Origin of the sequence: Pseudomonas tohonis (assembly GCF_012767755.2) — a bacterium.
In the GTDB taxonomy this organism is placed as follows: Bacteria; Pseudomonadota; Gammaproteobacteria; order Pseudomonadales; family Pseudomonadaceae; genus Metapseudomonas; species Metapseudomonas tohonis.
Window position 1 is genome coordinate 5,892,942 of record NZ_AP023189.1, and the last position, 21,545, is coordinate 5,914,486.

Here is a 21,545-nt window from a genome sequence, read left to right on the forward strand (position 1 = left end):
CCAGCCGTATTTGTGATCACAGCACATGACTGACGCAGAGCTGCCGCAACACCCCGAGGGTTTCGCCCTCTGGCGCGAGATCCAGGACACCCGCATCCGCACGCGCCTCGGCGGCCTCTACTACCTGCTGGCCTGGCTGCTCGCCTGGCTGTTCAGCGCCACGCCCCTGCACTACCTCGGCCTCGGCCTCGCCGGCACCCTGTTCTTCGGCCTGATGCTGGCCGCGCGCATCCTCCACGTGCCGCCGAAGAACGGCTCGGAGCTGGAGCTGCTGGGCTGGCTCAACCGCCACTGGACGCTGATCCTCGCCACGTGCCTGGCCTGGGGCCTGGCCCACGCCTGGGTGCTGCTGACCCCCGACTTCGCCGACTCGCGGATCATCGCCACCCTCAGCACCATCGCCTTCAGCACCGCCATGGCCTTCAACTTCGCCATGCGCCGGCGCCGCGCCGTGGTCGCCATCCTGCTGCTCTACCTGCCGGGCCTGATCGCCCTGGGCATCCACCCCGAGCCGCAGCGGGCCGAGCTGGTGACCCTGGCCTTCTACCTCAGCTACCTGGTGCTGGCGCTGTCACGCAGCCACCGCGAATACCTGGGCACCGTGGAACTGGAGCTGCAACTGCTGGAACAGCGCCAGCGCCTGGACGCCCTGAGCCGCACCGACGGCCTCACCCAGCTGGGCAACCGCTACCAGTTCAACAACCTGTTCCCGGCCATGGTCGCCACCGCCTCGCGCCAGGGCTCGCCGCTGTCGCTGGTGCTCCTGGACATCGACTTCTTCAAGCGCATCAACGACGAGCACGGCCACGCCATGGGCGACCAGTGCCTGCAGCAGTTCGCCGAGCGCATGCGCGAGGTGTTCCGCCGCGACAGCGATGCGCTGCTGCGCCTGGGGGGCGAGGAATTCGGTGTGTTGATGCCCGACACCGGGCTGAAGCAGGCGTCCAAGCTGGCCGAGGATTTCCGCCGCGACCTGGCGGCCAAGGGCCTGGTGCTCAAGGGCGAGCGCTTGCCGCTCACCGCCAGCCTCGGCGTCGGCTGCTACGACGGGCAGCGCGACGGCGATGCCGAAGCCTTCTTCAAGCGCGTCGACGACGCGCTGTACCAGGCCAAGGAAAAGGGCCGCGACCGCCTGGAAACGGCCTGACCCTCCCCACCGGGCAGCCCGTCAGAGACGGAAGCTGCCCATCTGCCGGGCCAGGTCGTCGGCCAGCCGGCTGAGCACCTGGCAATCCTCGCGGCAGGCGCGTACTTCGCCGGCGGTGGCGCTGGCCAGGTCGGCGATGCCCTGGACGTTGCGGTTGATCTCCTCGGTGACCGAGGACTGCTCCTCGGTGGCGGCCGCCACCTGGTGGTTCATGTCGCTGATCTTCTCCACCTGCTCGGTGATCGCCGCCAGGGACATGCCGGTGCGCTGGCTGGCCTCGACGCCGGTGCCGGTGGCCGACTGCCCGGCGTGCATGGAGGTCACCGCCGTCTCGGCACCCGACTTCAGGCGCTGGATCATCTGCTGGATCTCGTCGGTGGAGGACTGGGTGCGGCTGGCGAGCGTGCGCACCTCGTCCGCCACCACGGCGAAGCCACGGCCCATCTCGCCGGCACGGGCCGCCTCGATCGCCGCGTTCAGTGCCAGCAGGTTGGTCTGCTCGGAGATGCCGCGGATCACCGCCAGCACCTGGTCGATGGATGCCACCTGGTTGGCCAGCTCGGTGACGGCGCCCGCCGCGCCGCCGATCTCCCCGGACATCTTCTCGATGTGGCCGATGGACTCGCCCACCACCTTGCGCGCCTGCAGGGCCTCGTCGCGGGCCTGCTGCGAACTGAGGGCGGCGTTGCCGGCATTGCGGGCGATCTCCTGCACCGTCAGGCCCATCTCGTGGACGGCGGTGGCGACCATGTCGGTCATTTCCTGCTGCTGCCCGGCGCGGCCGGCGGTGTTCTCCACCACCGTGGTCACCTGGCCGACGGCGGTGCGCAGGCTCTGGCTGGTGGCCAGCACCTCGCCGATCAGGCTGCGCTGGCCTTCGAGGAAGCGGTTGAAGCCACGGGCCAGGTCGCCCAGTTCGTCGGCGCGGTTGTCGTCCAGGCGGCGGGTCAGGTCGCCGCCGCCACCGCCGATCTCCACCAGCGCGGAGGTCACCTGGCGGATCGGCCGCACCAGCCCCCGGGCGAGGAAGACCACCAGCACCAGGAACAGCAGCGCCACGCCGATGCCCACCAGGCTGGTCATCACCAGGGCCTGGCGCGCGTCGCCGTAGATTTCCGCCTCGGGCACCTCGCTCACCAGCACCCAGTCGATGGACTGCAGCGGCTGGGCCAGGGCCAGGAAGACCTCGCCGTCACGCTCGAAGGTCACCGCCTTGCCTTCGCCGGCCAGCAACTGGCGGGCCGCGTCGGCGCTGGTCAGCTCCTGCAGCGTGCGGGTGTCGTTGTAGTCGGATTGCGGGTGGATCTTCACCTTGCCGTCGGCGCTGGCCAGGTAGACGCGGCCGTTCTCGCCGAAGCGGAAGTTGCGGATCAGGTCGCTCATGCCGCTGAGGCTGTAGCCCAGCCCGGCGACGCCCAGGGTCTTGCCACCGGCGGAGACGCGCTGGTTGATGAACAGGGTCGGCTGGTGGGTGCTGGCGTCGACGTCGATGTCCAGCGAGCGGTCCTTGCTGCCGTCGACGAAGCCATAGAACCAGTTGTTCTCCTGGGGCCCGCGGGTGAGCGTGCGGTTGAGGCCCTTGTCGGTGTAGTAGTTGCCCGATTGCAGCCCGACCAGGAAGGTGGTCAGCGCCTTCTGCTGCGCTTGCACGCCGGACAGGTAGCGGACGAAGTCCTGTTGCCGGGCCGGGTCCTCGCCGGCGCCCAGCCAGTCGTGAACCAGGCTGTTCCGGGCGATGCCCTGGGCGGCGGTGAGCGGCTCGGCCAGTACCCGCTCGAGGTCATTGCGGATCGCCAGCGTGCTCTTGGGCAGCGCTTCCCCCACCAGGTAGCGGTCGGTGAGGCGGTTGACCACGGCGGAGTAGATCCCCACCACGATGAGGATGCTGGCCAGCAGGGCCGCGCCCATGCTGAGGATCAGCTGCCACTGAATACTGCGTTGCCAGAGGCGCATGGAGTTGTCTCCTGGGAATTTTTATAGGGGCTCGGTGAAGGCGGCGGCAGATTGTATACAGAGAAACGGACAATTCATCTTGTTGAAATGTACAAGCTCTTATCGCCCAAGGCCTATTCCTACTTGAGTCCAAACTCATTCGATCACGCTGAACTCCAGACGAGCGGTAGCGCCCGCCTCGTCCAGCAGGCTCAGCTGGTGCCGGCCGACCTCCTCAAGCACCTGGTCGAAAGCCGCGTCCGCCGCCGTCTCGCCCAGGGGCCGGCCATCCAGGAACCACCAGCGCCGGCCGCTGCCGCCCAGTGCCGAGAGGCGTACCCGAAGCGGCCCGGCACTGGCGGCGGGGCGGCGTAACTGGTCGCCTGCGCGCAGGCCGACGATGGACAGCGCGGCGGCCGCCGGCGGCAAGGGTGGCGGGCAGTCCGGCGCGACCGCCGGCAGCCGCGCCGACCGGCGCTCGCGACGGGGCAACCAGGGCTCCAGCGGCGCCGGCCACAACGCCAGCTCGTGCGCGCTGGCGCCCGGGCAGCCGGGGGCGGTGCGCAGGCCGCGCGCATCCAGCCAAACGCTCTGGCGCAGGCCGAGGCCCAGGGGCTGGTCGGCGGCCTGCAGGGTCGGCGGAACGGTGCCATCGAGGGTCCAGGCCAGGCGCTGGCGACGGCAGTTGCCGTCATCGCGAGGCAGCGACTGGCCCAGGGGCCAGCAGATGGCGGCGATGCCCACCGAGTCGGGCTTGTCGTCGAGCGGCTGGGCACTGCCGCGCTGGGCGTCGCGGTTGACCAGCACGTCGTGCACCTGCACCAGCAGGGGCGCCGCCGAGGCCAGGCCGAACTGGCCAGGCACCGGCGTGCCGTCGGGGCGACCGATCCACACGCCGATCAGGTAGCGCGGCCCCACGCCTAGGGCCCAGGCGTCACGGAAGCCGTAGCTGGTGCCGGTCTTCACCGCCAGCGCCGGGCGCAGCGGCGGCAGCGCCTGCGGGTCAAGGTCCGGGCGAGACTGGCCGGAAAGGATGCGCCGCACGATCCAGGCCGCGCCGGGGGACAGCAGGCGCTTCTCACGCAGGGCGTCGTCGGGTTGCAGGCGCGGCGCCGCAGCGCGGCCCTGGCGGGCGAAGGCGGCGTAGGCCCCCACCAGATCCTCCAGCCGCGCCCCGGCGCCGCCGAGGATCAGCGCCAGGCTGGGCTCGGCGCCGACCGGCAGCACCAGCGGCAGGCCGGCACTGCGCAGCTCGCCGGCGAAGCGCTTCGGTCCGTAGGCTTCCAGCAGTTGCACGGCAGGCAGGTTGAGGGAAGTGGCCAGCGCCTCGCTGGCCGCCACCGGGCCACTGAAGCCCGTGGAGAAGTTGCCGGGGCGGTAGTCGCCATAGCGACGCGGCACGTCCTGCAGCAGGGATTCGGAGTGGATCAGCCCGGCGTCCAGGGCCATGCCATAGAGGAAGGGCTTGAGGGTGGAGCCTGGCGATCGCAGGGAGCCGACCATGTCGACATGGCCGAAGCGGCGGGCGTCGTCCATCTCCACCGAGCCGAGGTAGGCACGCACCGCCATGCTCGAATGCTCGACCACCAGGATCGCCGCCGAGGTGCGCTCCGGCAGGCGCACGCGCCAGCCCAGCAGCAGGTCTTCCAGGCGCCGCTGCAGGTTGGCGTCGAGGGTGGTGCGGATCAGCTGCGGGCTGCCGGGGCGGTTGAGGCGGCGCGCCAGCAGGGGCGCGAGACGCGGCTCCTGGCGCGGCGCCAGCAGCACCGGCTCCTCCAGCGCCTCGTCCACCGCCGCCTGGGGCCATGCACCGTATTCGGCGAGTCGGCGCAGCACCTTGTCCCGGGCGGCGGTGGCGCGCTGCGGGTAGCGGTCCGGGCGCAGCCGGCTCGGTGCCTGGGGCAGTACCGCGAGAAGCGCCGCTTCGGCGCGGGTCAGCTTCGAGGGCGGCTTGCCCAGGTAGGTCCAGCTGGCCGCCGCCACGCCTTGCAGGGTGCCGCCGAAGGGCGCGCGGTCGAGATAGAGGGTGAGGATCTCGTCCTTGGACAGGTGCCACTCCAGCTGCAAGGTGCGCCACAGCTGGCGCAGCTTGCCGGCGAGGGTGCGCGGGTGCGGGTCGAGCAGGCGCGCCACCTGCATCGACAGGGTGCTGCCGCCGGACAGCACGCGCCCACCGGCGAGGTTCTGCCAGGCCGCACGCCCCAGGGCCAGCGGGTTGACCCCGGGGTGACGGTAGAACCAGCGATCCTCGTAGGTGAGCAGCGCTTCCAGGTAATAGGGCGAGACCTGCTGCGGCGTGACCGGGTAGCGCCACACGCCCTCGGCATCGGCGAAGCGCCACAGCGGCGTGCCGTCCTCGGCCAACACCACCCGCGCCCGGTCATCCGCCGGCAGGGGCAGCGGGAACAGCCGGTCGGCGCACCAGAGCAGCGCCAGGAGCAGCAGCGGCAACGCGACCCAGCGGCGCCTCAGGAGGCGGCGGGCACGGTGCAGGGTGGAGGGGAACGACAAGAATGAGGGCTCCGAAGTGGGACCGTGCGACAGGTCGCTGCGAGGCGGCCTGGTGATGGGTTTCGCTTCGCTCTACCCATCCTGTGAATAAGCGGCGCGTTCGCGGGAATGACGGCACCTGACCGTCACCCTCGCGAACACGGGCCTGCTGGAAGCGTTTCAGCGGGCCTTGATCACCATCTCCTCCGGCGCAGCCCCCAGGGCCTGCCATTGCGGGCGGTACATGGACTCCACCTGGGGCGGCGGCACGTGGTAGCGGCCGGGGGTGACGGCGCGGGCCAGGTAGAGCAGGTGGGTGCGGTCGTACTCGTTGATATCCACCGCGGCCACGTAGCGGTCGTCACGGAACTCCTGGTGCTTGATCGCGGCGTTCTGCATCGCTTCCTGCCATTGCCTGACCTCGCTGCTGGCGTCCTGCAGGCTGGCGGCGCTTTGGCCCAGGTTCTGGTTCTCCGGCTCAAGGCCCGCGGGCAGCAGGTCGATCACCAGGGCGTCGGGAGCACGTACCTTGGCCTCCACGCCCAGGTGCACCAGCACCAGCTGGCCGCTTTCCAGGTTGCGGATGTCCAGCGGCTTGCCGTCCATGCCCAGGTATTCGCGGTGGATGACGAAGTTCTCGCCACCCGCCTTCGGTGCCTCGGCCGGGTAGCCGGACAGGGTCAGGCGCTGGTACAGCGGCGCCTTGGTCTGGCTGGACAGGGTCAGGGGCTCGGCCACCTGGCTCTCGTCGAGCCTGACGCCGCCGTGGTCCTGGTCCAGTGCGCGCGTATTCCCATCGACACTCAGGCTCGCCTGCCAGGCGGCTTCGGGCTTGCCCAGCAGGCCGCGCCCGGCGAGGAACAGCGCGTTGCGCTCCTGGGTCGACAGCCCGTTGTCCGAGCCCAGCAGATCGGCGAGGTCGAACAGGCGTGCTTCGCGGCGGTCGGCGGCGAGGTCGTTCTCCTCCAGCAGGGCGAGGATCATCGCCTGGTCACGCAGGCGGCTGCCGTAGTCGCCGAGCCAGAAGGTGTCGTCGCGCTGCACCGCCAGCCCGGCTTCCAGGGCCAGGTCGGCGCGGGGCTGGTCGCCCATGGCCTTGAGGGCCACGGCCAGTTGCACCAGGGGCAGGCCGGAACGGGACTCGGCGCGGCGCTCGAACAGGCTGCGCAGGGCGCCCAGGGGCGCCTGCTGGCTGCGGGCGAGCACGTAGCCGGCGTAGGCCTGCACGGCGAAGCGGGTGTGGTCGCTGTACTGGCTGTAGCTCACTTCGATCAGGTCACGGTCCTGCAGGTAGCGCAGCAGCCGCTCGCTGGCCTTGGCCAGCGGCTCGGCCGGCACCGTGTAGCCCTGGTCACGGGCACGCAGGAGGAAGTCGGTGACGTAGGCGGTGAGCCAGAATTCTTCCTCGCTCTCCGCGCTCCACAAGCCGAAGCCGCCGTTGTAGCGCTGCATGCCCAGCAAGCGCTCGACGCCCACCTCGATGGCCTTGCGCCGCTGCTCGTCCGACTCGCCCGTGATGCCCAGCCGCGAGAGGGTCGCGGCGTCGGCGTAGAGCGAGGGGTAGAGGCCGCTGGTGGTCTGCTCGGCGCACCCATAGGGATAGGCGCGCAGCGCGCGGATGTGTTCGCCGATGTTCAGCGGCGGCCGCGCGGACACTGCCAGCAGCGCTTCGCGGCCGGTCGGCTGGAAGGCGTCCAGGGTGCCGGCGGGCAGGCTCCAGCTGTCGCCCTTGAGCACCGCGCGGAAGTTCTTCACCAGCGCCGGCCAGGCCGGGCGGATGCCCAGGGTCCAGTCGCGGGCGAAGGGCGCCAGGGTTTCGCCGGGCAGCTCCAGGCCGTTCACCAGGACCTTGATCCGCCCCTGCCCGTAGCCGCCGAGCGCACGTACCGGGATGCGCAGGGTGGTGCGCTGGCCGTCGGCCAGTTGCAGCGGCGCGGTCTGGCTGCCGGGGCTGTCGGCGAGGCGCAGCTGGCCTTCGGCCTCCAGGCGCACGTCCAGCGCCTGGGGCTTGCCGGAGAGGTTGGTCAGGTCCAGCGCGACGGTGCCTTCGTCACCTCCGGCGAGGAATCGCGGCGCGGAAAGTTCGGCCACCAGGGGCGCGGCCACCACCGTCCTGGCTTCGGCCATGCCGTAGTGGTCGTCGCTCCAGGCCTGGGCCATGAGGCGCAGCTCGCCGTTGAAGTCGGGGATGTCGAGGCTGATCTCGCCCTCGCCCTTGTCGTCCAGGGCCACCGGCACGCTCTGCAGCGCCACCAGGCGCACTTCGGTGTTGGGCCGCTTGCCGCCGGCCGCGAGACCGGCGTCACCACCGAAGGCCAGGGAGGCCAGGCGTCCCTGCCCCGCTTCGATGAGCTGGCCGTAGACGTCGAGCTGGTCGGCGCCATAGGCCTTGCGCCCGAACAGCGTGGCGAAGGGATCGGGGGTGGCGTAGTCGGTGATGCTGAGGATGCCGGCATCCACGGCGGCGACCAGCACGCGCACCTGGCGCGCCGGGCTGCCGTCGGCGTTCTTCGCCTGCACGTGCACCGCCAGGGGCTGGCTGGGGCGCATCTTCTCGGGGGCGCTCAGGGTCAGCGCCAGCTTGCGCTGGGCCCGCTCCAGGGGCAGGTGCAGCAGGCCCACGGCGCGCTTGGGTGTGACCCGTTCCTTGCGCTCGCCGGGGCGCACCACCAGCGCGCTGACGTAAAGGTCGTGGCGCGTCCACTCGCGCGCCACGGGGATGTCGAAGGTCTTGCCCTCGGCCGGCACCTCGATGCTCTGCCACCAGAGCGGGCCGTCGGCCGACTCCACCAGCAGGTAGCCGCTGCCCGCGGCGGGCGGGGTGACGGTGACCCTGGCCACCTCGCCTTCGGCGTAGGCGGGCTTGTCCAGCGCGAGCTTGACCTGGTCCGGGCGCACGGCGCCGCCGGCGGCGTTGTCCTGCCAGCGGTAGCCGGCCCAGAAGCGCAGGCTGCTGGTGACGCCGCTCTCCGGGTCCTCGACTTCGACGCGGTAGGGGCCCCACTGCACGGGGAAGCTGACCCGGGCGGTGGCGTTGGCGGCGACGTCGACCCGTTGTTCGTCGACGTTCAGGTACTTCTCGTTGTAGTGGTAGCTCCAGCCCGAGCCGTCGGAGTAGCTCCAGTAGTAGTCACGGCGCTCGCGAACCAGGCGGACCTTGAGCCCCTTGGCTTCCAGCTTGTTGCCGGCGGGGTCGGCCACCAGCAGCTCCACTTCGGCGGTGCCGTTGCTGTCGATCTCGTCGCCGTCGAACAGGCCACGCAGGCCGGGCAGGCGCGGCGCCGGCCACATCGGCTGCTCCAGGCGCCGGGTGACGGGCCGGCCACCGGATTCCTGCAGGCTGGCCTGCAGGGTCAGCTCCAGCGGCGAACGTGCGTTGGCCCAGCGGCTTTCGATCTCCAGGGCGCCCTTGCCCTCTTCGTCGAGCTTGGTTTCGTCCAGCTCGATGTCCTGGCTCAGTTCCTCCTCGGTCACCGAGCCGAACTGGTAGCCGGGCAGCGACTTCACCGCCTCGCGCAGCGGGCGCACGTAGAGCTGGCCGGTCAGGCGGTTGCCGGCGGCCGGCGCGCCATAGAGGTAGCGGCCTTCGACCTGGAAGCGGGCGGCATCGCCGGGGGCCAGCGGCTCGTCGCTGCCCTTGAGCTCCAGGGCCATGCGCTCGGGGAGGAAGTCCTCGACCAAAAATTCATAGAGCTGCTTCTGGCCGTTGCCGAGGTCGATCAGCAGTTGCCAGTGGCCGGCGGGGGCATCGCCGGAAAGCGCCAGCTGGTACTGGTAGAGGCCGCCCTCGTCGGGGTTCCAGACGAAGCGGCGGCTGACCTGTTCGTCCGGGCGGCGCACCTCCACGTTCACCGGCTGGGCGGGAACGGCGCGGCCATCGGCATCGCGCAGCAGGGCGTTGACCAGCACGGTCTCGCCGGGGCGGTAGAGGTCGCGCGGGCCGAAGACGAAGAACTGCAGCGGCTCGGCGGTCGCGCCGGTGACCTCGAACTCGGAGAGGTCCAGCGCCGGGGCGTCGAGGCGCAGCAGGCTGGTCTGTTGCCCCTGGCGCGCCACCAGCACGCGGGCCTTGTTGGTCAGCGGCAGCTGGGCATGGCCCTGGCCGTCGGTCTTGCCCTGGGCCAGGGACTGGCCGTTCTCGTCGAGCAGTTCCAGGCCGATCTCGCTCTGTGCCTTGCCGCCGTCCAGGGCCTGGGCGAAGACGTCGAGGCGATCGCGGAAGCGGTGGGCGGAAAGGCCGATGTCGCTGAGGCTGAACAGCGTCGCCGGGTTGGTGTAGTTGAAGCTGCCGGCGCGGCGCATCAACGCGATGTAGACGCCGGGCTGCTTCAGCGGCTCGATGCCGGCGATGGGCAGCAGCATGTTCTCGCGGGTGTTGCGCGCGGGCTTGAGGTCGAAGCGACCGCTGTAGGCGAGGTCGGCCATCTTCAGGATGGTGTCGGCCTCCCAGTAGTCCAGGTTGCTGCGACGGCCCCAGCGCGACAGCAGCTTCGGCAGGGCGTCGGGGCGCACGCGGAAGAAGTCCACATCCACCGCGTCGACGTTGAGGGTGATCACCGGCAGCCCCTCGGCAAGCCGGGTCGGAAGCAGCGAGCCCTGGCTGGCGAATCCGACGCTGGGCTGCTGGTCACGAGTCTCCAGGCGGGTGACGCTCTCCTGCTCCAGGCGCGAGTCGTTCACCGCGCGCAGGCCGGGGTCGATGGTCAGGACCAGCTGGCGATTGGGCTCCAGGTGGCGCAGGCGCAGTTCCATGAGGCTGTCGTCGAGCTCCCAGGCACCGTCGACCTTGCCCTTTTCCTTGTCCACCAGGTGCAGGCGCTCGGCGAACGGCTGCTCGGGGTCCAGGGGCACGGAGAGGCTCACCGACAGCGTGCTGGCGCCGTCGACCTGGGTTTCGGAAACATCCACCACCTTGAGTTCGCGGCCGGCATAGCGCTTGGCCAGCGCCGCGACGTCGGCGGGCGCGCGCCTGGCCTCGGCGACCGGGGGTGCGGCGGCGGGTTTCTCGGCGGCATGTTCGGGGGTGGAGGAATCGCAGGCGGCAAGCAGCCCCAGCGAGAGGGCCAGTAACAATCCTTTGTACGACATGGAGGAGCTCCGGGGAGGGGACGCGCAGGTGCGCGCGCGGCAACTATAGACGAGCCCTGGCGGCCGTAAAGCCCCCTGTTTCACGCTTTTGCACGGCTATACTGCGCAGCCCCTCCGGAGCCCCGTATGAGCGCACTACTCGACGCCTGGCGGCACGCCCCCACCCATCGCCGGGTCTGGGCGCTGGCCGCGCCGATGATCCTCTCCAACATCTCCGTGCCCCTGGTGGCGCTGGTGGACAGCACCGTGGTCGGCCACCTGCCCCATGCCCACCAGTTGGGCGCCGTGGCGGTAGGCAGCACCCTGTACATGCTGCTGCTCGGGGTGCTGGGCTTCCTGCGCATGGGCACCACCGGTTTCGCCGCCCAGGCCGCCGGGCGTGCCGATGGCGGGGCCCTGCGCCAGGTGCTGCTGCAGGGGCTGGGCCTGGCATTCGGCCTGGCGCTGCTGCTGGGGCTGCTGGCGGTGCCCTTCAGCGGCCTGGCCCTGGGCTTGATGAACCCCTCGGCCGAACTGGACGCCATGACCCGCGAGTTCTTCCACCTGCGCCTGCTGGGGCTGCCTGCGGCGCTGGCCAACTACGCGCTGGTGGGCTGGTTCCTCGGCACCCAGAACGCGCGCGCGCCGCTGGCCATCCTCCTGGGCACCAACCTGACCAACATCGCCCTGGCGCTGTGGTTCGTCCTCGGGCTCGACCTGGGCGTGGCCGGTGCCGCGCAGGCGGCGGTGGTCGCCGAATGGAGCGGTGCGCTGATCGGCCTGGCGCTGACCCGTGGCGCCCTGCGCCGCCACCCGGGCCACATCGACTGGCCGGCGCTGCGCCTGTGGCGTGCCTGGCGCCCGCTGCTGGCGGTGAACCGCGACATCTTCATCCGCTCGCTGGCGTTGCAGCTGGTGTTCTTCCTGTTGACGGTGCAGGGCGCGCGCATGGGCGACGCCACGGTGGCGGCCAACGCGCTGCTGCTCAACGGCCTGCTGGTCACCGCCTACGCGCTGGACGGCCTGGCCCACGCGGTGGAGGCCCTGTGCGGCCACGCCATCGGGGCGCGCAACCGCCTCGAGCTGCGCCGCTCGCTGCTGGTGGCCGGCGCCTGGTCGTTGCTGGCGAGCCTGGCCTTCGCGCTGTTCTTCGCCCTCGCCGGGGGGCTGTTCATCGACATGCAGAGCGACATCGGGGAGGTGCGCGCGGTCGCCCACGTCTATCTTCCTTATCTAGCGGTTTTGCCATTGGTGGCGGTGTGGAGCTACCTGCTGGACGGCCTGTTCATCGGCGCGACCCGGGCCCGGGAAATGCGCGACGCCATGCTCCTGGCGGTACTGCTCGGCCTGCCCGTCGGCCTGCTGCTGCAACCATTCGGAAACCATGGCCTGTGGTTGGCGTTCCTTTGTTTTATGCTGTTGCGCGGCCTGAGTCTCGGCGCCCTCGCCTGGCGCCTGTCCCGACGCGACGCCTGGTTCACGCATGCGAACTGACTGGAGAAATCCCATGCTCGCCGCCCCGTGCCACCCCGATGAAGACCGTCGCCAGAAGGCCCTGGACGAACAGGACATTCTCGACACCCCCGCCGAGCTCTACCTCGACACCCTGGTGCGCCTGACCCGGGAACTATTCCGGGTGGAAACCGTGCTGATCAGCCTGGTGGATCGCAATCGCCAGTGGTTCAAGGCGCGCATCGGCCTGGATGCCTCGGAGACCCCGCGCGACATCTCCTTCTGCGGCCACGCTATCCTCGGCAATGGCCCGCTGCTGATCCCCGACGCGCTCGCCGACGCCCGCTTCAGCGACAACCCGCTGGTGGTCGGCGCCCCCTTCATCCGCTTCTATGCCGGCCAGCCGCTGCTCTCCAGCAACGGCATGCCCCTCGGCACCCTGTGCATGCTCGACTCCAGGCCGCGCACCCTGGACCAGGAGGAGCTGTTCCGCCTGCGCGACCTGGCGACCCTGGCCGAGGGCTACCTGCAGCTGCGCGGCATGGCCCAGCAGACGCAGAACCTGCGCCGCGCGGTGGACCGCGAGCAGCGCAAGGCGCTGATCGACCCGCTGACCCAGCTGTGGAACCGGGGCGCCCTGGCGCAGTTCTTCCCAAAGGAGATGGCCCGCGTCACCAAGGCCGGCCTGCGCCTGGGGGTGATCTATGCCGACCTCGATCACTTCAAGCGCGTCAACGACCAGCATGGCCACGCGGCCGGCGACCAGGTGCTGTGGGAGAGCTCGCGGCGCATGACCGCGGCGCTGCGCCCGGAAGACCTGCTGGTGCGCATCGGCGGCGAGGAGTTCGTCGCCCTGGTGGCGGTGCATGACGGCGAGGAGTTGCAGCACATCGCCGAGCGCCTGCGCCGCTGCATCGCCGAGAAGCCGGTGCGCGCCGCCGGCCAGGAGCTGGCCCAGACCCTCAGCGCCGGCACCCTGCTGGTGAGCCCCGAGCAATCGCAGAACGAAGCCCTGGACCTGGCCGACCGTGCCCTGGACCGGGCCAAGCAGAACGGCCGAAACCGCGTGGAGAGCGCCAACTGACGCGGCCGCCTTCCTATAAGAACAACCCCTGATGACCGCAAAGGAGTTCACATGGCTCAAGCCATCGCCGCGTACCTGCACTACCTGTCGATCTTCATCCTCTTCTCGCTGCTGGTCCTGGAGCACCGCCTGTTCAAGCTGCCCCTGGACCTGGAGCGCGCGCGCAGCCTGATCCGGGTGGACATCGCCTACGGCCTGAGCGCCGGCCTGGTGCTGGCCACCGGCCTGGCGCGGGTGCTGTGGTATGGCAAGGGCACCGAGTACTACCTGAAGAACAGCGTGTTCCACGCCAAGATCGGGCTGTTCATCCTGGTGGCGCTGCTGTCCGCGTTGCCGACCTTCGTCTTCCTCAACTGGCGCAACGCGCTGAAGGCCGGCCAGGTGCCCGAGGTCGCCCCGAAGACCGCCAGGCTGGTGATCATGGCGATCCGCCTGGAGCTGCTGGCGGTGCTGGTCATCCCGCTGCTGGCCGCACTGATGGCGCGCGGCTTCGGCGTCATCTCCTGAGGCCCGTCACTGGCGCATGCCCACCGCCAGGCGGTTGAAGGCGTTCATCAAGGCCACGGCGAAGCTCAGGTCGGCGATCTGGGCCTCGCTGAAAAGCGACCGCAGGGGCTCGAAGGCCGAGTCCGGCGCACCGCTCGCCTCCAGCCGGGTCAGCGACTCGGCCCACTCCAGCGCCGCCCTCTCCTTCTCGCTGTAGAGACCACTGACCCGCCAGCCGGCCAGGGCGTCGAGCCGCGCCTGCTCTTCGCCACGGGCACGCAGGGCTTTGCTGTGCATCTCCAGGCAGAAGGCGCAGCCGTTGATCTGCGAGATGCGCAGGTAGACCAGTTCGATCAGCCCCGCGCCGAGGCTGCTGGCTTCGAGGGCCTTCTTGGTGGCGGCCAGGCCCTGGTAGGCCTCGGGGGAAAGTTGGTAGTAGGGCAGGCGCAGGGTGCTCATGCAGGGACTCCAGGGAAGGGGGCAGCGGCGAAATAGGGGTTGTTGGCCAGGCGCGTGCGCGCCTGCCGCAGGGTCTCGGCCACGACGTCCGGGCCCTGGGCCAGGCCCTGCAGGTGGACGAACTCGACGTGGTGCAGGCCGATCACGCCGAGGATGTGGCGCAGGTAGGGCGAGAGGAAATCCGCCTGGCTGGCCCTGGCGCCCAGGTAGTTGCCACCCGAGCTGACCACCACGAAGGTCGGCCGGTCTTCCAGGAGGCCTTCCTTGTTGCCATCGACCATGGTGAAGCTGCGCTGGATGCGCACCACGTAGTCGAGCCAGAGCTTCAGCGCCGCCGGCACCATGTAGTTGTGCATGGGCGTGGAGATCAGCAGGTAATGGGCCTGTTCCAGTTCGTCGATCAGGTGCTCGGACAGCGCCAGGGCCGGGTCGTCGCGATGGGCGCGGCCGGTGACGGCGCGGGCGTAGTCGCCGGACAGGGGCGGCAGGGGCTCGCGCACCAGGTTGCGCACGGTGACCTGTGCGTTGGCGTGGATGCGCTCGGCCATCTCCCGGGCCAGCTGGCCGCCGGGGGACGCCTCTTCATTGGGGCTGCATTCGATCAGCAGGACACGGGGCATGGTCAGTTCTCCTGGGAGGGATGCGGGGCGGCGACGGGCAGCGGCCGGCTGAAGTGCAGGCCGGTGGACAGCAGGCCCTGGCGGAAATAAAAGCGCTGCGCCAGGGAATTGGCCAGTGCCGTATCCAGCACCAGGCGCTGGCAGCCGAGCCCGCCGCCGATCTGCGCCAGTTCGTCCAGCAGGCGGGCGCCCAGGCCCCGGCTGCGACGCTGCGGGTCGGCCACCAGGTCGTCGACGTAGATGAAGCGCCCGTGGATCAGGTTTTCCAGCTCGCGGTAGCCGGCCAGGGCCAGCACCTGGCCGTCGCAGCAGGCGCCGAGCAGGCGGTAGCCCTGGCGGGCCTGGCGGCGCACGCGGGCGATGAAGGTCGCGGCATCGGGCAACTGCGGGCGCAGCTCGCGCATGACCGGGAAGGCGGCACGCAACTGGGCGTCGTCGTCCAGGTGGAGCAGTTCGATGGGGGGCTGCGGGTCGGGCATGGCCACTTTCCTCTTCTGGCGGAGCCGCTACTCTAGGCAGGCCATGGACCAGCCTACAGGTCCAAGAATCACCAAAACGACTGGGACATGAGCATGCCAGGCCACCCCCTGCCCCTGCACCTCGACCGCGGCCTCGACACGCCGGTCTACCTGCAGCTGTACCAACGCTTCCGCGAAGCCATCGACCAGGGCCGCTTGCCGCCCGGAGCCCGCGTGCCCTCGCTGCGCAGCCTGGCCAGCGAGCTGAACCTGGCGCGCGGCACGGTGGAGGCGGCGTACCAGATGCTCATCGGCGAAGGCTACCTGCTGGCACGGGGCCCCGCCGGCACCTGCGTGTCGCCCCGCCTCGCCACGGCGCCACGGCCGCCCTCGCGCAGCGCCAGGCCGGCGCGCCCCGAGCCCCGGCGCGAGACGCAAGCCGCGCCGCTGCCCTTCCAGCTCGGCCTGCCGGCGCTCGACGCCTTCCCGCGCAAGCTCTGGGCGCGCCTGGCGGCCCGGCGCCTGCGCGAGCTGGGCGGCAGCGCGCTGATGGTGCCGGACGCGGCCGGCCATGGCCCGCTGCGGGCAAGCCTGGCGGGGTACCTCGGCATCTCCCGGGGCATCCACTGCCGGCCGGAGCAGGTGTTCATCACCGCCGGCCACAGCGCCAGCCTGGCGCTGGTGCAGCGCGCACTGATGACGCCGGGCGACGCCATCTGGCTGGAGGACCCGGGCTACCTGCACGCCCGCCAGCTGCTGCAGGGCCTCGGAGTGCGCTGCGTGCCGGTCCCGGTGGACGGCGAGGGGCTGGTGGTGGAGGCGGGCCAGCGCCTGGCGCCCGACGCACGCTTCGCCCTGGTCACGCCGACGCACCAGAGCCCCACCGGGGTCGCCCTCTCGCTGCCCCGCCGCCTGGCGCTGCTGGAACGGGCGCAACGGGTGGGGGGATGGGTGCTGGAGGACGACTACGACAGCGAGTACCGCTACCAGGGCCGCCCGCTGCCGGCGCTCAAGAGCCTGGACCGCGAGGGCCGGGTGCTCTATGCCGGCACCTTCAGCAAGGTGCTCTACCCCGGCCTGCGCCTGGCCTACCTGGTGGTGCCGGAACGGGAGGTGGAGCGCTTCCGCGAGGTCGCCGCGCAGTTCGGCGGCGGTTGCAGCGAGCTGTTGCAGGCCACGACGGCGGACTTCATCGACCAGGGCCATTTCGCCCGCCACCTGAAGAAGATGCGCAGCCTCTACGCCCGCCGCCGCGCCCATACCTGCGGGGCGCTGCTGGCGCAGTGCGGGGAGCACCTGGATATCGACCTGCAGGCCGGCGGCATGCACCTGCTGGCCCGCCTCGCTGCGGGGAGCGACGATCGCCACATCGCCGAGCGTGCCCAGGCGGCGGGGCTCGCCGTGATCGCGCTGTCGCCCTGGTACCTGGGCGACGGCGGCGCGCCGGGGCTCTTGCTGGGCTTCACCAATGTCGCCACGGCGGAGGAGGCAAGGGGGTTGGCAGGAAGGTTGCGGGAGGTGTTGGCGGATTGCGGGCGGCCCTTTGGGCCGCTGGGCGAATGAATTCGCCCCTACAGGGGATCGCGCGAGCTGTGGGTGAGGTGTCGAGCCTGAAGCTTCATCGCGAATGAATTCGCTCCTACACAAGAGGGTCGGACGTGGCTGCGCACGGTGGATCCTCCACTCCGTCATCCCCGCGAACGCGGGGTTCCACTGAACAGCCCCATGAAAAAGCCCGGCGCTGGGCCGGGCTCGTTCGTGGAGCGGTGGATCAGGACGACAGGTAGGACGAGCGGGTCAGGCCGAGACGCAGGGCGTCGACGTACTGGGTGCGCTCGCGGGCGCTGAGCTTGGCGCCGGAGACCTTGTCGCGGTAGAGCGCCATCAGCTCCTCCGGGGACAGGTGCACGTAGCGCAGCATGTCCTCGATGGTGTCGTGGGTCTCGATGCCGCCGTGGTACACGCTGCCATCCTCGCGCTGGTAGACGTTCACCGAGTCGGTGTCGCCGAACAGGTTGTGCATGTCGCCGAGGATCTCCTGGTAGGCACCGACCAGGAACACGCCCAGCAGGTAGTCCTCGCCGTCGCGCACTTCGTGCACCGGCAGGCTGGTCTCGATGCTCTGCTCGTCGACGTACTGCTTGATCTTGCCGTCGGAGTCGCAGGTCAGGTCCTGCAGCACCGCGCGGCGCACCGGCTCCTCGTCGAGGCGGTGCAGCGGCAGGATCGGCAGCACCTGGCCGATGGCCCAGGTATCCGGCAGGCTCTGGAACACGGAGAAGTTGCAGATGTACTTCTCGGCCAGCTTGTCGTTCAGCTCGTCCAGCACCTGGCGGTGGGAACGCTGGCGGGCCTTGAGCTGGTTGTGCAGGCGGCGGCAGATGGCGAAGTAGGTCTGCTCGGCCAGGGCCTTCTGCGCCAGGGTCAGCTTGCCTTCGGCGTACTGGGTGGCGGCGTCGCTGATGTAGTGGGTCGCGCGCCAGTAGGTCTCGGTGACCATCTCGGCATCGGTCGGGCCGAGCATGTCGGCGAGCCAGCGGACGATCTCCGGCTGCTCCTCGAGGTTGGGGATCTTCGGCACTTCGTCGTTGTGGCGCTCGACGTCGGTCACCTGCATCACCAGCACCGCGTGGTGCGCGGTCATGGCGCGGCCGCTCTCGGAGAAGATGTGCGGGTGCGGCAGGCCCTGCGCGTCGCAGAACTCCTTGAGCATGCCCACCACCACGCCGGCGTAGTCGTCCATGTCGTAGTTGATGGAGCTGGCGTTGCGCGAGTGAGTGCCGTCGTAGTCGACGCCCAGGCCGCCGCCGACGTCGATGTGGTCGACCGGCAGGCCGAGGCTGCGCAGTTCGGCGTAGAAGCGGATGGCTTCCTTGAAGCCGTGCTGGTAGTCGGCCAGGTTGGCGATCTGCGAGCCCATGTGGAAGTGCAGCAGGCGCACGCCCTGCTCCAGGCCGGCCTTGCGGAAACGCTCGACCACCGACAGCAGCTGGGCGGCGGAGAGGCCGAACTTGGATTTCTCGCCACCGGTGTCGGCCCACTTGGAGGAGGCCAGGGACGACAGGCGCACGCGCAGGCCGACCTGGGGCGCGACCTTGAGTTCGGCCGCCTCCTCGATCACGTACTGAACCTCGGATTCCTTCTCGATCACGATGAAGACGTTGTGGCCGAGCTTCTGGCCCATCAGCGCCAGCTTGATGAACTCGCGGTCCTTGTAGCCGTTGCAGACGATGGTGCCGCCCTTGGGCGCCAGGGCCAGCACGGCCAGCAGCTCGGGCTTGGAGCCGGCTTCCAGGCCGATGGAGACGTCCTGGGTGGCGATGATGTTCTCGACCACCGCTTCCTGCTGGTTGACCTTGATCGGGTACAGCGCGGTGTAGCGGTTCTGGTACTCCAGGCGCGCGATGTTGGCGTCGAAGGCGCCGGTCAGCTGGCGCACGCGGTCCTGCAGGATGCCGGGGAAGCGCACCAGCAACGGCAGGGAAAGGCCCGCCTCGCGCAGGTGGTCGACCTGCTCGAAAAGGTCGATCGGCTCGCTGGTGGCGCCGCCCGGACGCACTTCCACGCGCCCGGCGTCATTGATCGCGAAATAGCCGGCGCCCCAATGGCGGATGCCATAGACGCTGCGGCTGTCCGCTACTGTCCAGCTGCTGCCATCGTCCTTGCGCGTACGTCGTGCAGACATCGGAGTCCCCCTGTGGGATAGAAAAGTGCCAGGCCCGCCGGTCGTGCCGGGCGGGCCTGAGCAGGTTAATTCGGTCGTATGACGTTGGGGTGTTGACCGCACCCGGTGCAGTCAGTTTAGAAAGCCGGCACTCAGCCGCCGGATTTCTTGGCCTTGAAGCCGCGCTTGGCGAGCTCTTCGAGCAGCAGGTCCACGTGATCGCCCTGGATCTCGATCACACCGTCCTTCAGGGCGCCACCGGTGCCGCAGCGTCGCTTGAGCGCGCTGGCCAGCTCCTTGAGGGCGTCCTCGTCGAGCGGCACCCCGCTGACGCTGGTGACGGTCTTGCCACCCCGGCCCTTGGTTTCACGGCGCACGCGGGCAATGCCGTCGCCAGCGGGCACGGTGGCTCGCTTGCAGGTGCAGGCGTCGATGGGCTGGGCGCAGTCCGGGCAATGCCGGCCGCTGTCGGTGGAGTACACCAGGCCGCCCAGGGCGGCGAAGGACGAAGCTTTCTTGACCACCGGCTTTCCTCGTAGGGGTCAGGATAGCGACTGGTCGGCGGGAGCCGACCGCGAAGCCCCACTCTGGCAGGGGCAGCGCAGACCCGGCGGGGAAGCCGGGCTTGAAAGGCGGCGAAATTTAGCAGCATTCGGCGCGAATGCTAAGTACGAAATTGCGCCATTGGTCGACAGAATCGCGACCTTCTCGCCCCGCTGTGCAGCATCCCGCACGAAAGGGTCCGGGATATTGCACAAACCCGCGCCTGGCGTGGGTTTGGCAGGGAAAAATGGGGTGCCGCAGGTTGGCATCGGGCGCGAGCGGTGGGCTGAAGCGGAGCGCTGCCCGCCCCCCCCTGCGAGGGTCAAGCCGCAGTACGGAGGTAGAGCTGCAGGGCGTGCTGGGAGTCGGGGCAGCAGGGTTGCAGCTGCGAGGCTCCGGCCAGGTCGACGAAGCGCGCTTCGAGCACCTCCTCCGGCTGCAGCCGCAGCGGCGCATCGGAGACGGCGGAGAACACCGCGCACCAGAGGCGGTTGCCCGGCTCGTCGAAGAAGAAGCGCCCGTGCTCGACCAGCGGCACGCCGGCGATGCCCAGCTCCTCCTCCAGCTCGCGCTCGGCCGACTCGGCGTAGCCCTCGCCGGCCGCGACCATGCCGCCGGCGGCGAGGTCCCAGTAACCGGGGTACACGGCCTTGCTCAGGGCGCGTCGGTGCACGCAGAGGCGCCCGGCGGAATCGAAGAGGAGGATGAAGGTACCCCGCCCGATCAGGCCACGTTCGCGCAGCTCGGCGCGGGGCAGTTCGCCGAGGAGGCGGTCCTGCTCGTCGACCCAGGCGATGCGCTCGGCATCGGAGGCGGCGCGGTGCGCCGCCTCGCGTTCGCTGATGGCCATCAGCCCTGCTCGAGCAGTTGACGCAGGTCGATGATCGCGGCGTTGGCGCGGGAGATGTAGTTGGCCATCACCAGCGAGTGGTTGGCCAGCACGCCGAAGCCGCTGCCGTTGAGCACCATGGGGCTCCACAGCGGCTCCTGGGCGGCCTCCAGCTCGCGGATGATCTGGCGCACGCTGATGGTGGCGTTCTTCTTCGCCAGCACGTCGGCGAAATCCACCTCGATGGCACGCAGGATGTGCGAGAGCGCCCAGGCCTGGCCACGGGCTTCGTAGAAGACGTTGTCGATCTGCAGCCAGGGCGTCTCGACGATCTCCTCGCTGACCTTCGGCACCACGCCTTCCTGGACTTCCTGGGCCTTCACGTCGGTGTTCAGGCGCACCCGGCCGACGCTGGCGGACAGGCGCTGGGACAGCGAGCCCAGGCGGGTGGCGACGTCACCCAGCCAGTTGTTGAGGTTGTCGGCGCGGGTATAGAACTGCGCGGAGGACTGGTTCGGGTCGGAGAGACGGGCGAGGTAGCGGTCCAGGGCGCGGATGCCTTCCTGGTACTCGGTCTCGGAGGCCGGCAGGGCCCAGCTCTTGTTGTCGAAGTTGAAGCGCGGCTCGGCTCGGGCGAGGTCGGCGTCCTCGGTGGATTGCGACTGCGAGCGGGCGAAGTCCTTGCGCAGGGCGCGGGACAGGTCGCGGACCTGCACCAGCACGCCGTATTCCCAGCTGGGCATGTTGTCCAGCCAGAGGCCGGGCGGGGCGAGGTCGTTGGAGAGGTAGCCACCGGGCTTGTCGAGCAGCGTCTGGCCGACCTGCTTGAGGGTTTCCACCGTGGTGTAGCCGGTCACCAGCTTGCGCTGGGCGCGCTCGGCGGCGGCCTGGGCATTCTGCTGCACCGGGAACAGGCCGGGCTCCTGGCTCCAGTACCACCCCACCAGCAAGGCTGCCAGCAGGTAGACCACCAGCAGCGAGCCGAGGGCGCGGCTCAGCCAGATGCCGCCCAGGTAGCTGCGGACATCGTCCACCGAATCATCGACGCGATCTCGTGCCTGGCCCGCACGCTTCTTCCAGTCCAGCATGGCAATGTCCTTAAACTCATCAACTCGGCGAATTCGACAGCAACCTGCGGCGAGGGTGCCATCCGGGTCATGCACTATAAGTGAAGCGCCGGACCTTGCCAGCGGCAAATGGCCAAACCAAGAGTGGGCGGCAAGCTGAGACGGGGCGCACAGGGCAACTGTGACCCAATGGTTCCCGTTGAAAAAATACTGGCGCCAGTAGATCGGCGGTACTAGCGTACGCATT

Annotated in this window: 15 protein-coding genes and 1 pseudogene; 5 read left to right on the top strand and 11 right to left on the bottom strand. The window is 69.9% G+C overall.

All coding sequences use genetic code 11. From position 1 onward, the window contains the following. Window positions 1-25: 25 nt before the first annotated feature. On the top strand, window positions 26-1,147 hold the full coding sequence (locus HSX14_RS27070; protein ID WP_173171552.1) for a GGDEF domain-containing protein: 1,122 nt from the start codon (window positions 26-28) through the stop codon (window positions 1,145-1,147). Between the two features lie 21 nt (window positions 1,148-1,168). Here HSX14_RS27070 and HSX14_RS31750 read toward each other — a convergent pair whose 3' ends face one another. The 4 genes and pseudogenes from HSX14_RS31750 to HSX14_RS27085 all read right to left on the bottom strand — a co-directional run bounded on the left by HSX14_RS31750 (window position 1,169) and on the right by HSX14_RS27085 (window position 10,657). After that, window positions 1,169-1,906, bottom strand: coding sequence for a methyl-accepting chemotaxis protein (locus HSX14_RS31750; protein WP_373874727.1), 738 nt, complete (start codon window positions 1,904-1,906; stop codon window positions 1,169-1,171). A gap of 177 nt (window positions 1,907-2,083) precedes the next feature. Then, a pseudogene (locus HSX14_RS31755) lies at window positions 2,084-3,100 on the bottom strand (cache domain-containing protein); the annotation flags it as partial. Window positions 3,101-3,235: 135 nt separating this feature from the next. Further along, complete coding sequence (gene pbpC, locus HSX14_RS27080; protein WP_228723501.1) at window positions 3,236-5,590, bottom strand: peptidoglycan glycosyltransferase PbpC; 2,355 nt, start codon at window positions 5,588-5,590, stop codon at window positions 3,236-3,238. Window positions 5,591-5,749: 159 nt separating this feature from the next. After that, window positions 5,750-10,657, bottom strand: a complete 4,908-nt coding sequence (locus tag HSX14_RS27085) for an alpha-2-macroglobulin family protein (RefSeq protein ID WP_173171547.1) — start codon at window positions 10,655-10,657, stop codon at window positions 5,750-5,752. A gap of 126 nt (window positions 10,658-10,783) precedes the next feature. Here HSX14_RS27085 and HSX14_RS27090 point away from each other — a divergent pair, with 126 nt between their 5' ends. From HSX14_RS27090 to HSX14_RS27100, 3 genes are read left to right on the top strand one after another with little or no spacing between them, the layout of a single operon-like run. Further along, window positions 10,784-12,130: an MATE family efflux transporter gene (locus HSX14_RS27090; protein WP_173171545.1), complete on the top strand. Its 1,347-nt coding sequence runs from the start codon at window positions 10,784-10,786 to the stop codon at window positions 12,128-12,130. A 13-nt stretch (window positions 12,131-12,143) separates the two neighbouring features. Beyond that, window positions 12,144-13,172, top strand: coding sequence for a GGDEF domain-containing protein (locus HSX14_RS27095; protein WP_173171543.1), 1,029 nt, complete (start codon window positions 12,144-12,146; stop codon window positions 13,170-13,172). Between the two features lie 51 nt (window positions 13,173-13,223). Further along, window positions 13,224-13,679 carry a DUF2214 family protein gene (locus HSX14_RS27100; protein ID WP_173171541.1) on the top strand — a complete coding sequence of 152 codons (456 nt, stop codon included), beginning with the start codon at window positions 13,224-13,226 and terminating at the stop codon, window positions 13,677-13,679. Between the two features lie 6 nt (window positions 13,680-13,685). Here HSX14_RS27100 and HSX14_RS27105 read toward each other — a convergent pair whose 3' ends face one another. From HSX14_RS27105 to HSX14_RS27115, 3 genes are read right to left on the bottom strand one after another with little or no spacing between them, the layout of a single operon-like run. Beyond that, entirely contained in the window at window positions 13,686-14,117 is a 432-nt protein-coding gene (locus HSX14_RS27105; protein WP_173171539.1) for a carboxymuconolactone decarboxylase family protein, read from the bottom strand. Next, a complete protein-coding gene (locus tag HSX14_RS27110) occupies window positions 14,114-14,737 on the bottom strand; it encodes an FMN-dependent NADH-azoreductase (protein WP_173171537.1) in 624 nt (207 codons plus the stop codon). The genes HSX14_RS27105 and HSX14_RS27110 overlap by 4 nt, the downstream gene beginning before the upstream one ends. A gap of 2 nt (window positions 14,738-14,739) precedes the next feature. Then, on the bottom strand, window positions 14,740-15,216 hold the full coding sequence (locus tag HSX14_RS27115; protein WP_173171535.1) for a GNAT family N-acetyltransferase: 477 nt from the start codon (window positions 15,214-15,216) through the stop codon (window positions 14,740-14,742). Between the two features lie 93 nt (window positions 15,217-15,309). Here HSX14_RS27115 and pdxR point away from each other — a divergent pair, with 93 nt between their 5' ends. Beyond that, on the top strand, window positions 15,310-16,758 hold the full coding sequence (gene pdxR, locus HSX14_RS27120; protein ID WP_173171712.1) for a MocR-like pyridoxine biosynthesis transcription factor PdxR: 1,449 nt from the start codon (window positions 15,310-15,312) through the stop codon (window positions 16,756-16,758). A gap of 208 nt (window positions 16,759-16,966) precedes the next feature. On the opposite strand, the gene speA is transcribed toward pdxR, so the two are convergent. The 4 genes from speA to HSX14_RS27140 form a co-directional block, all read right to left on the bottom strand. Continuing rightward, window positions 16,967-18,880, bottom strand: a complete 1,914-nt coding sequence (speA, locus tag HSX14_RS27125; RefSeq protein ID WP_173171533.1) for an arginine decarboxylase — start codon at window positions 18,878-18,880, stop codon at window positions 16,967-16,969. Between the two features lie 131 nt (window positions 18,881-19,011). Next, on the bottom strand, window positions 19,012-19,383 hold the full coding sequence (locus HSX14_RS27130; RefSeq protein WP_173171531.1) for a translation initiation factor Sui1: 372 nt from the start codon (window positions 19,381-19,383) through the stop codon (window positions 19,012-19,014). A gap of 341 nt (window positions 19,384-19,724) precedes the next feature. Continuing rightward, window positions 19,725-20,252 (bottom strand): NUDIX hydrolase, encoded by a 528-nt coding sequence (locus tag HSX14_RS27135; RefSeq protein ID WP_173171529.1) that lies wholly within the window; start codon window positions 20,250-20,252, stop codon window positions 19,725-19,727. Next, window positions 20,252-21,319: a DUF2333 family protein gene (locus HSX14_RS27140; protein ID WP_173171527.1), complete on the bottom strand. Its 1,068-nt coding sequence runs from the start codon at window positions 21,317-21,319 to the stop codon at window positions 20,252-20,254. The genes HSX14_RS27135 and HSX14_RS27140 overlap by 1 nt, the downstream gene beginning before the upstream one ends. Window positions 21,320-21,545 lie beyond the last annotated feature (226 nt).

Bases quoted from the DNA above. Each gene is read 5' to 3' on its own strand.
- HSX14_RS31750 (WP_373874727.1), bottom strand. From the start codon at position 1,906: ATGACCGACATGGTCGCCACCGCCGTCCACGAGATGGGCCTGACGGTG.
- HSX14_RS27095 (WP_173171543.1), top strand. From the start codon at position 12,144: ATGCTCGCCGCCCCGTGCCACCCCGATGAAGACCGTCGCCAGAAGGCC.
- HSX14_RS27115 (WP_173171535.1), bottom strand. From the start codon at position 15,216: ATGCCCGACCCGCAGCCCCCCATCGAACTGCTCCACCTGGACGACGAC.
- HSX14_RS27100 (WP_173171541.1), top strand. From the start codon at position 13,224: ATGGCTCAAGCCATCGCCGCGTACCTGCACTACCTGTCGATCTTCATC.
- HSX14_RS27090 (WP_173171545.1), top strand. From the start codon at position 10,784: ATGAGCGCACTACTCGACGCCTGGCGGCACGCCCCCACCCATCGCCGG.
- HSX14_RS27110 (WP_173171537.1), bottom strand. From the start codon at position 14,737: ATGCCCCGTGTCCTGCTGATCGAATGCAGCCCCAATGAAGAGGCGTCC.
- HSX14_RS27135 (WP_173171529.1), bottom strand. From the start codon at position 20,252: ATGGCCATCAGCGAACGCGAGGCGGCGCACCGCGCCGCCTCCGATGCC.
- pdxR (WP_173171712.1), top strand. From the start codon at position 15,310: ATGCCAGGCCACCCCCTGCCCCTGCACCTCGACCGCGGCCTCGACACG.
- speA (WP_173171533.1), bottom strand. From the start codon at position 18,880: ATGTCTGCACGACGTACGCGCAAGGACGATGGCAGCAGCTGGACAGTA.
- HSX14_RS27085 (WP_173171547.1), bottom strand. From the start codon at position 10,657: ATGTCGTACAAAGGATTGTTACTGGCCCTCTCGCTGGGGCTGCTTGCC.
- HSX14_RS27070 (WP_173171552.1), top strand. From the start codon at position 26: ATGACTGACGCAGAGCTGCCGCAACACCCCGAGGGTTTCGCCCTCTGG.
- HSX14_RS27140 (WP_173171527.1), bottom strand. From the start codon at position 21,319: ATGCTGGACTGGAAGAAGCGTGCGGGCCAGGCACGAGATCGCGTCGAT.
- HSX14_RS27105 (WP_173171539.1), bottom strand. From the start codon at position 14,117: ATGAGCACCCTGCGCCTGCCCTACTACCAACTTTCCCCCGAGGCCTAC.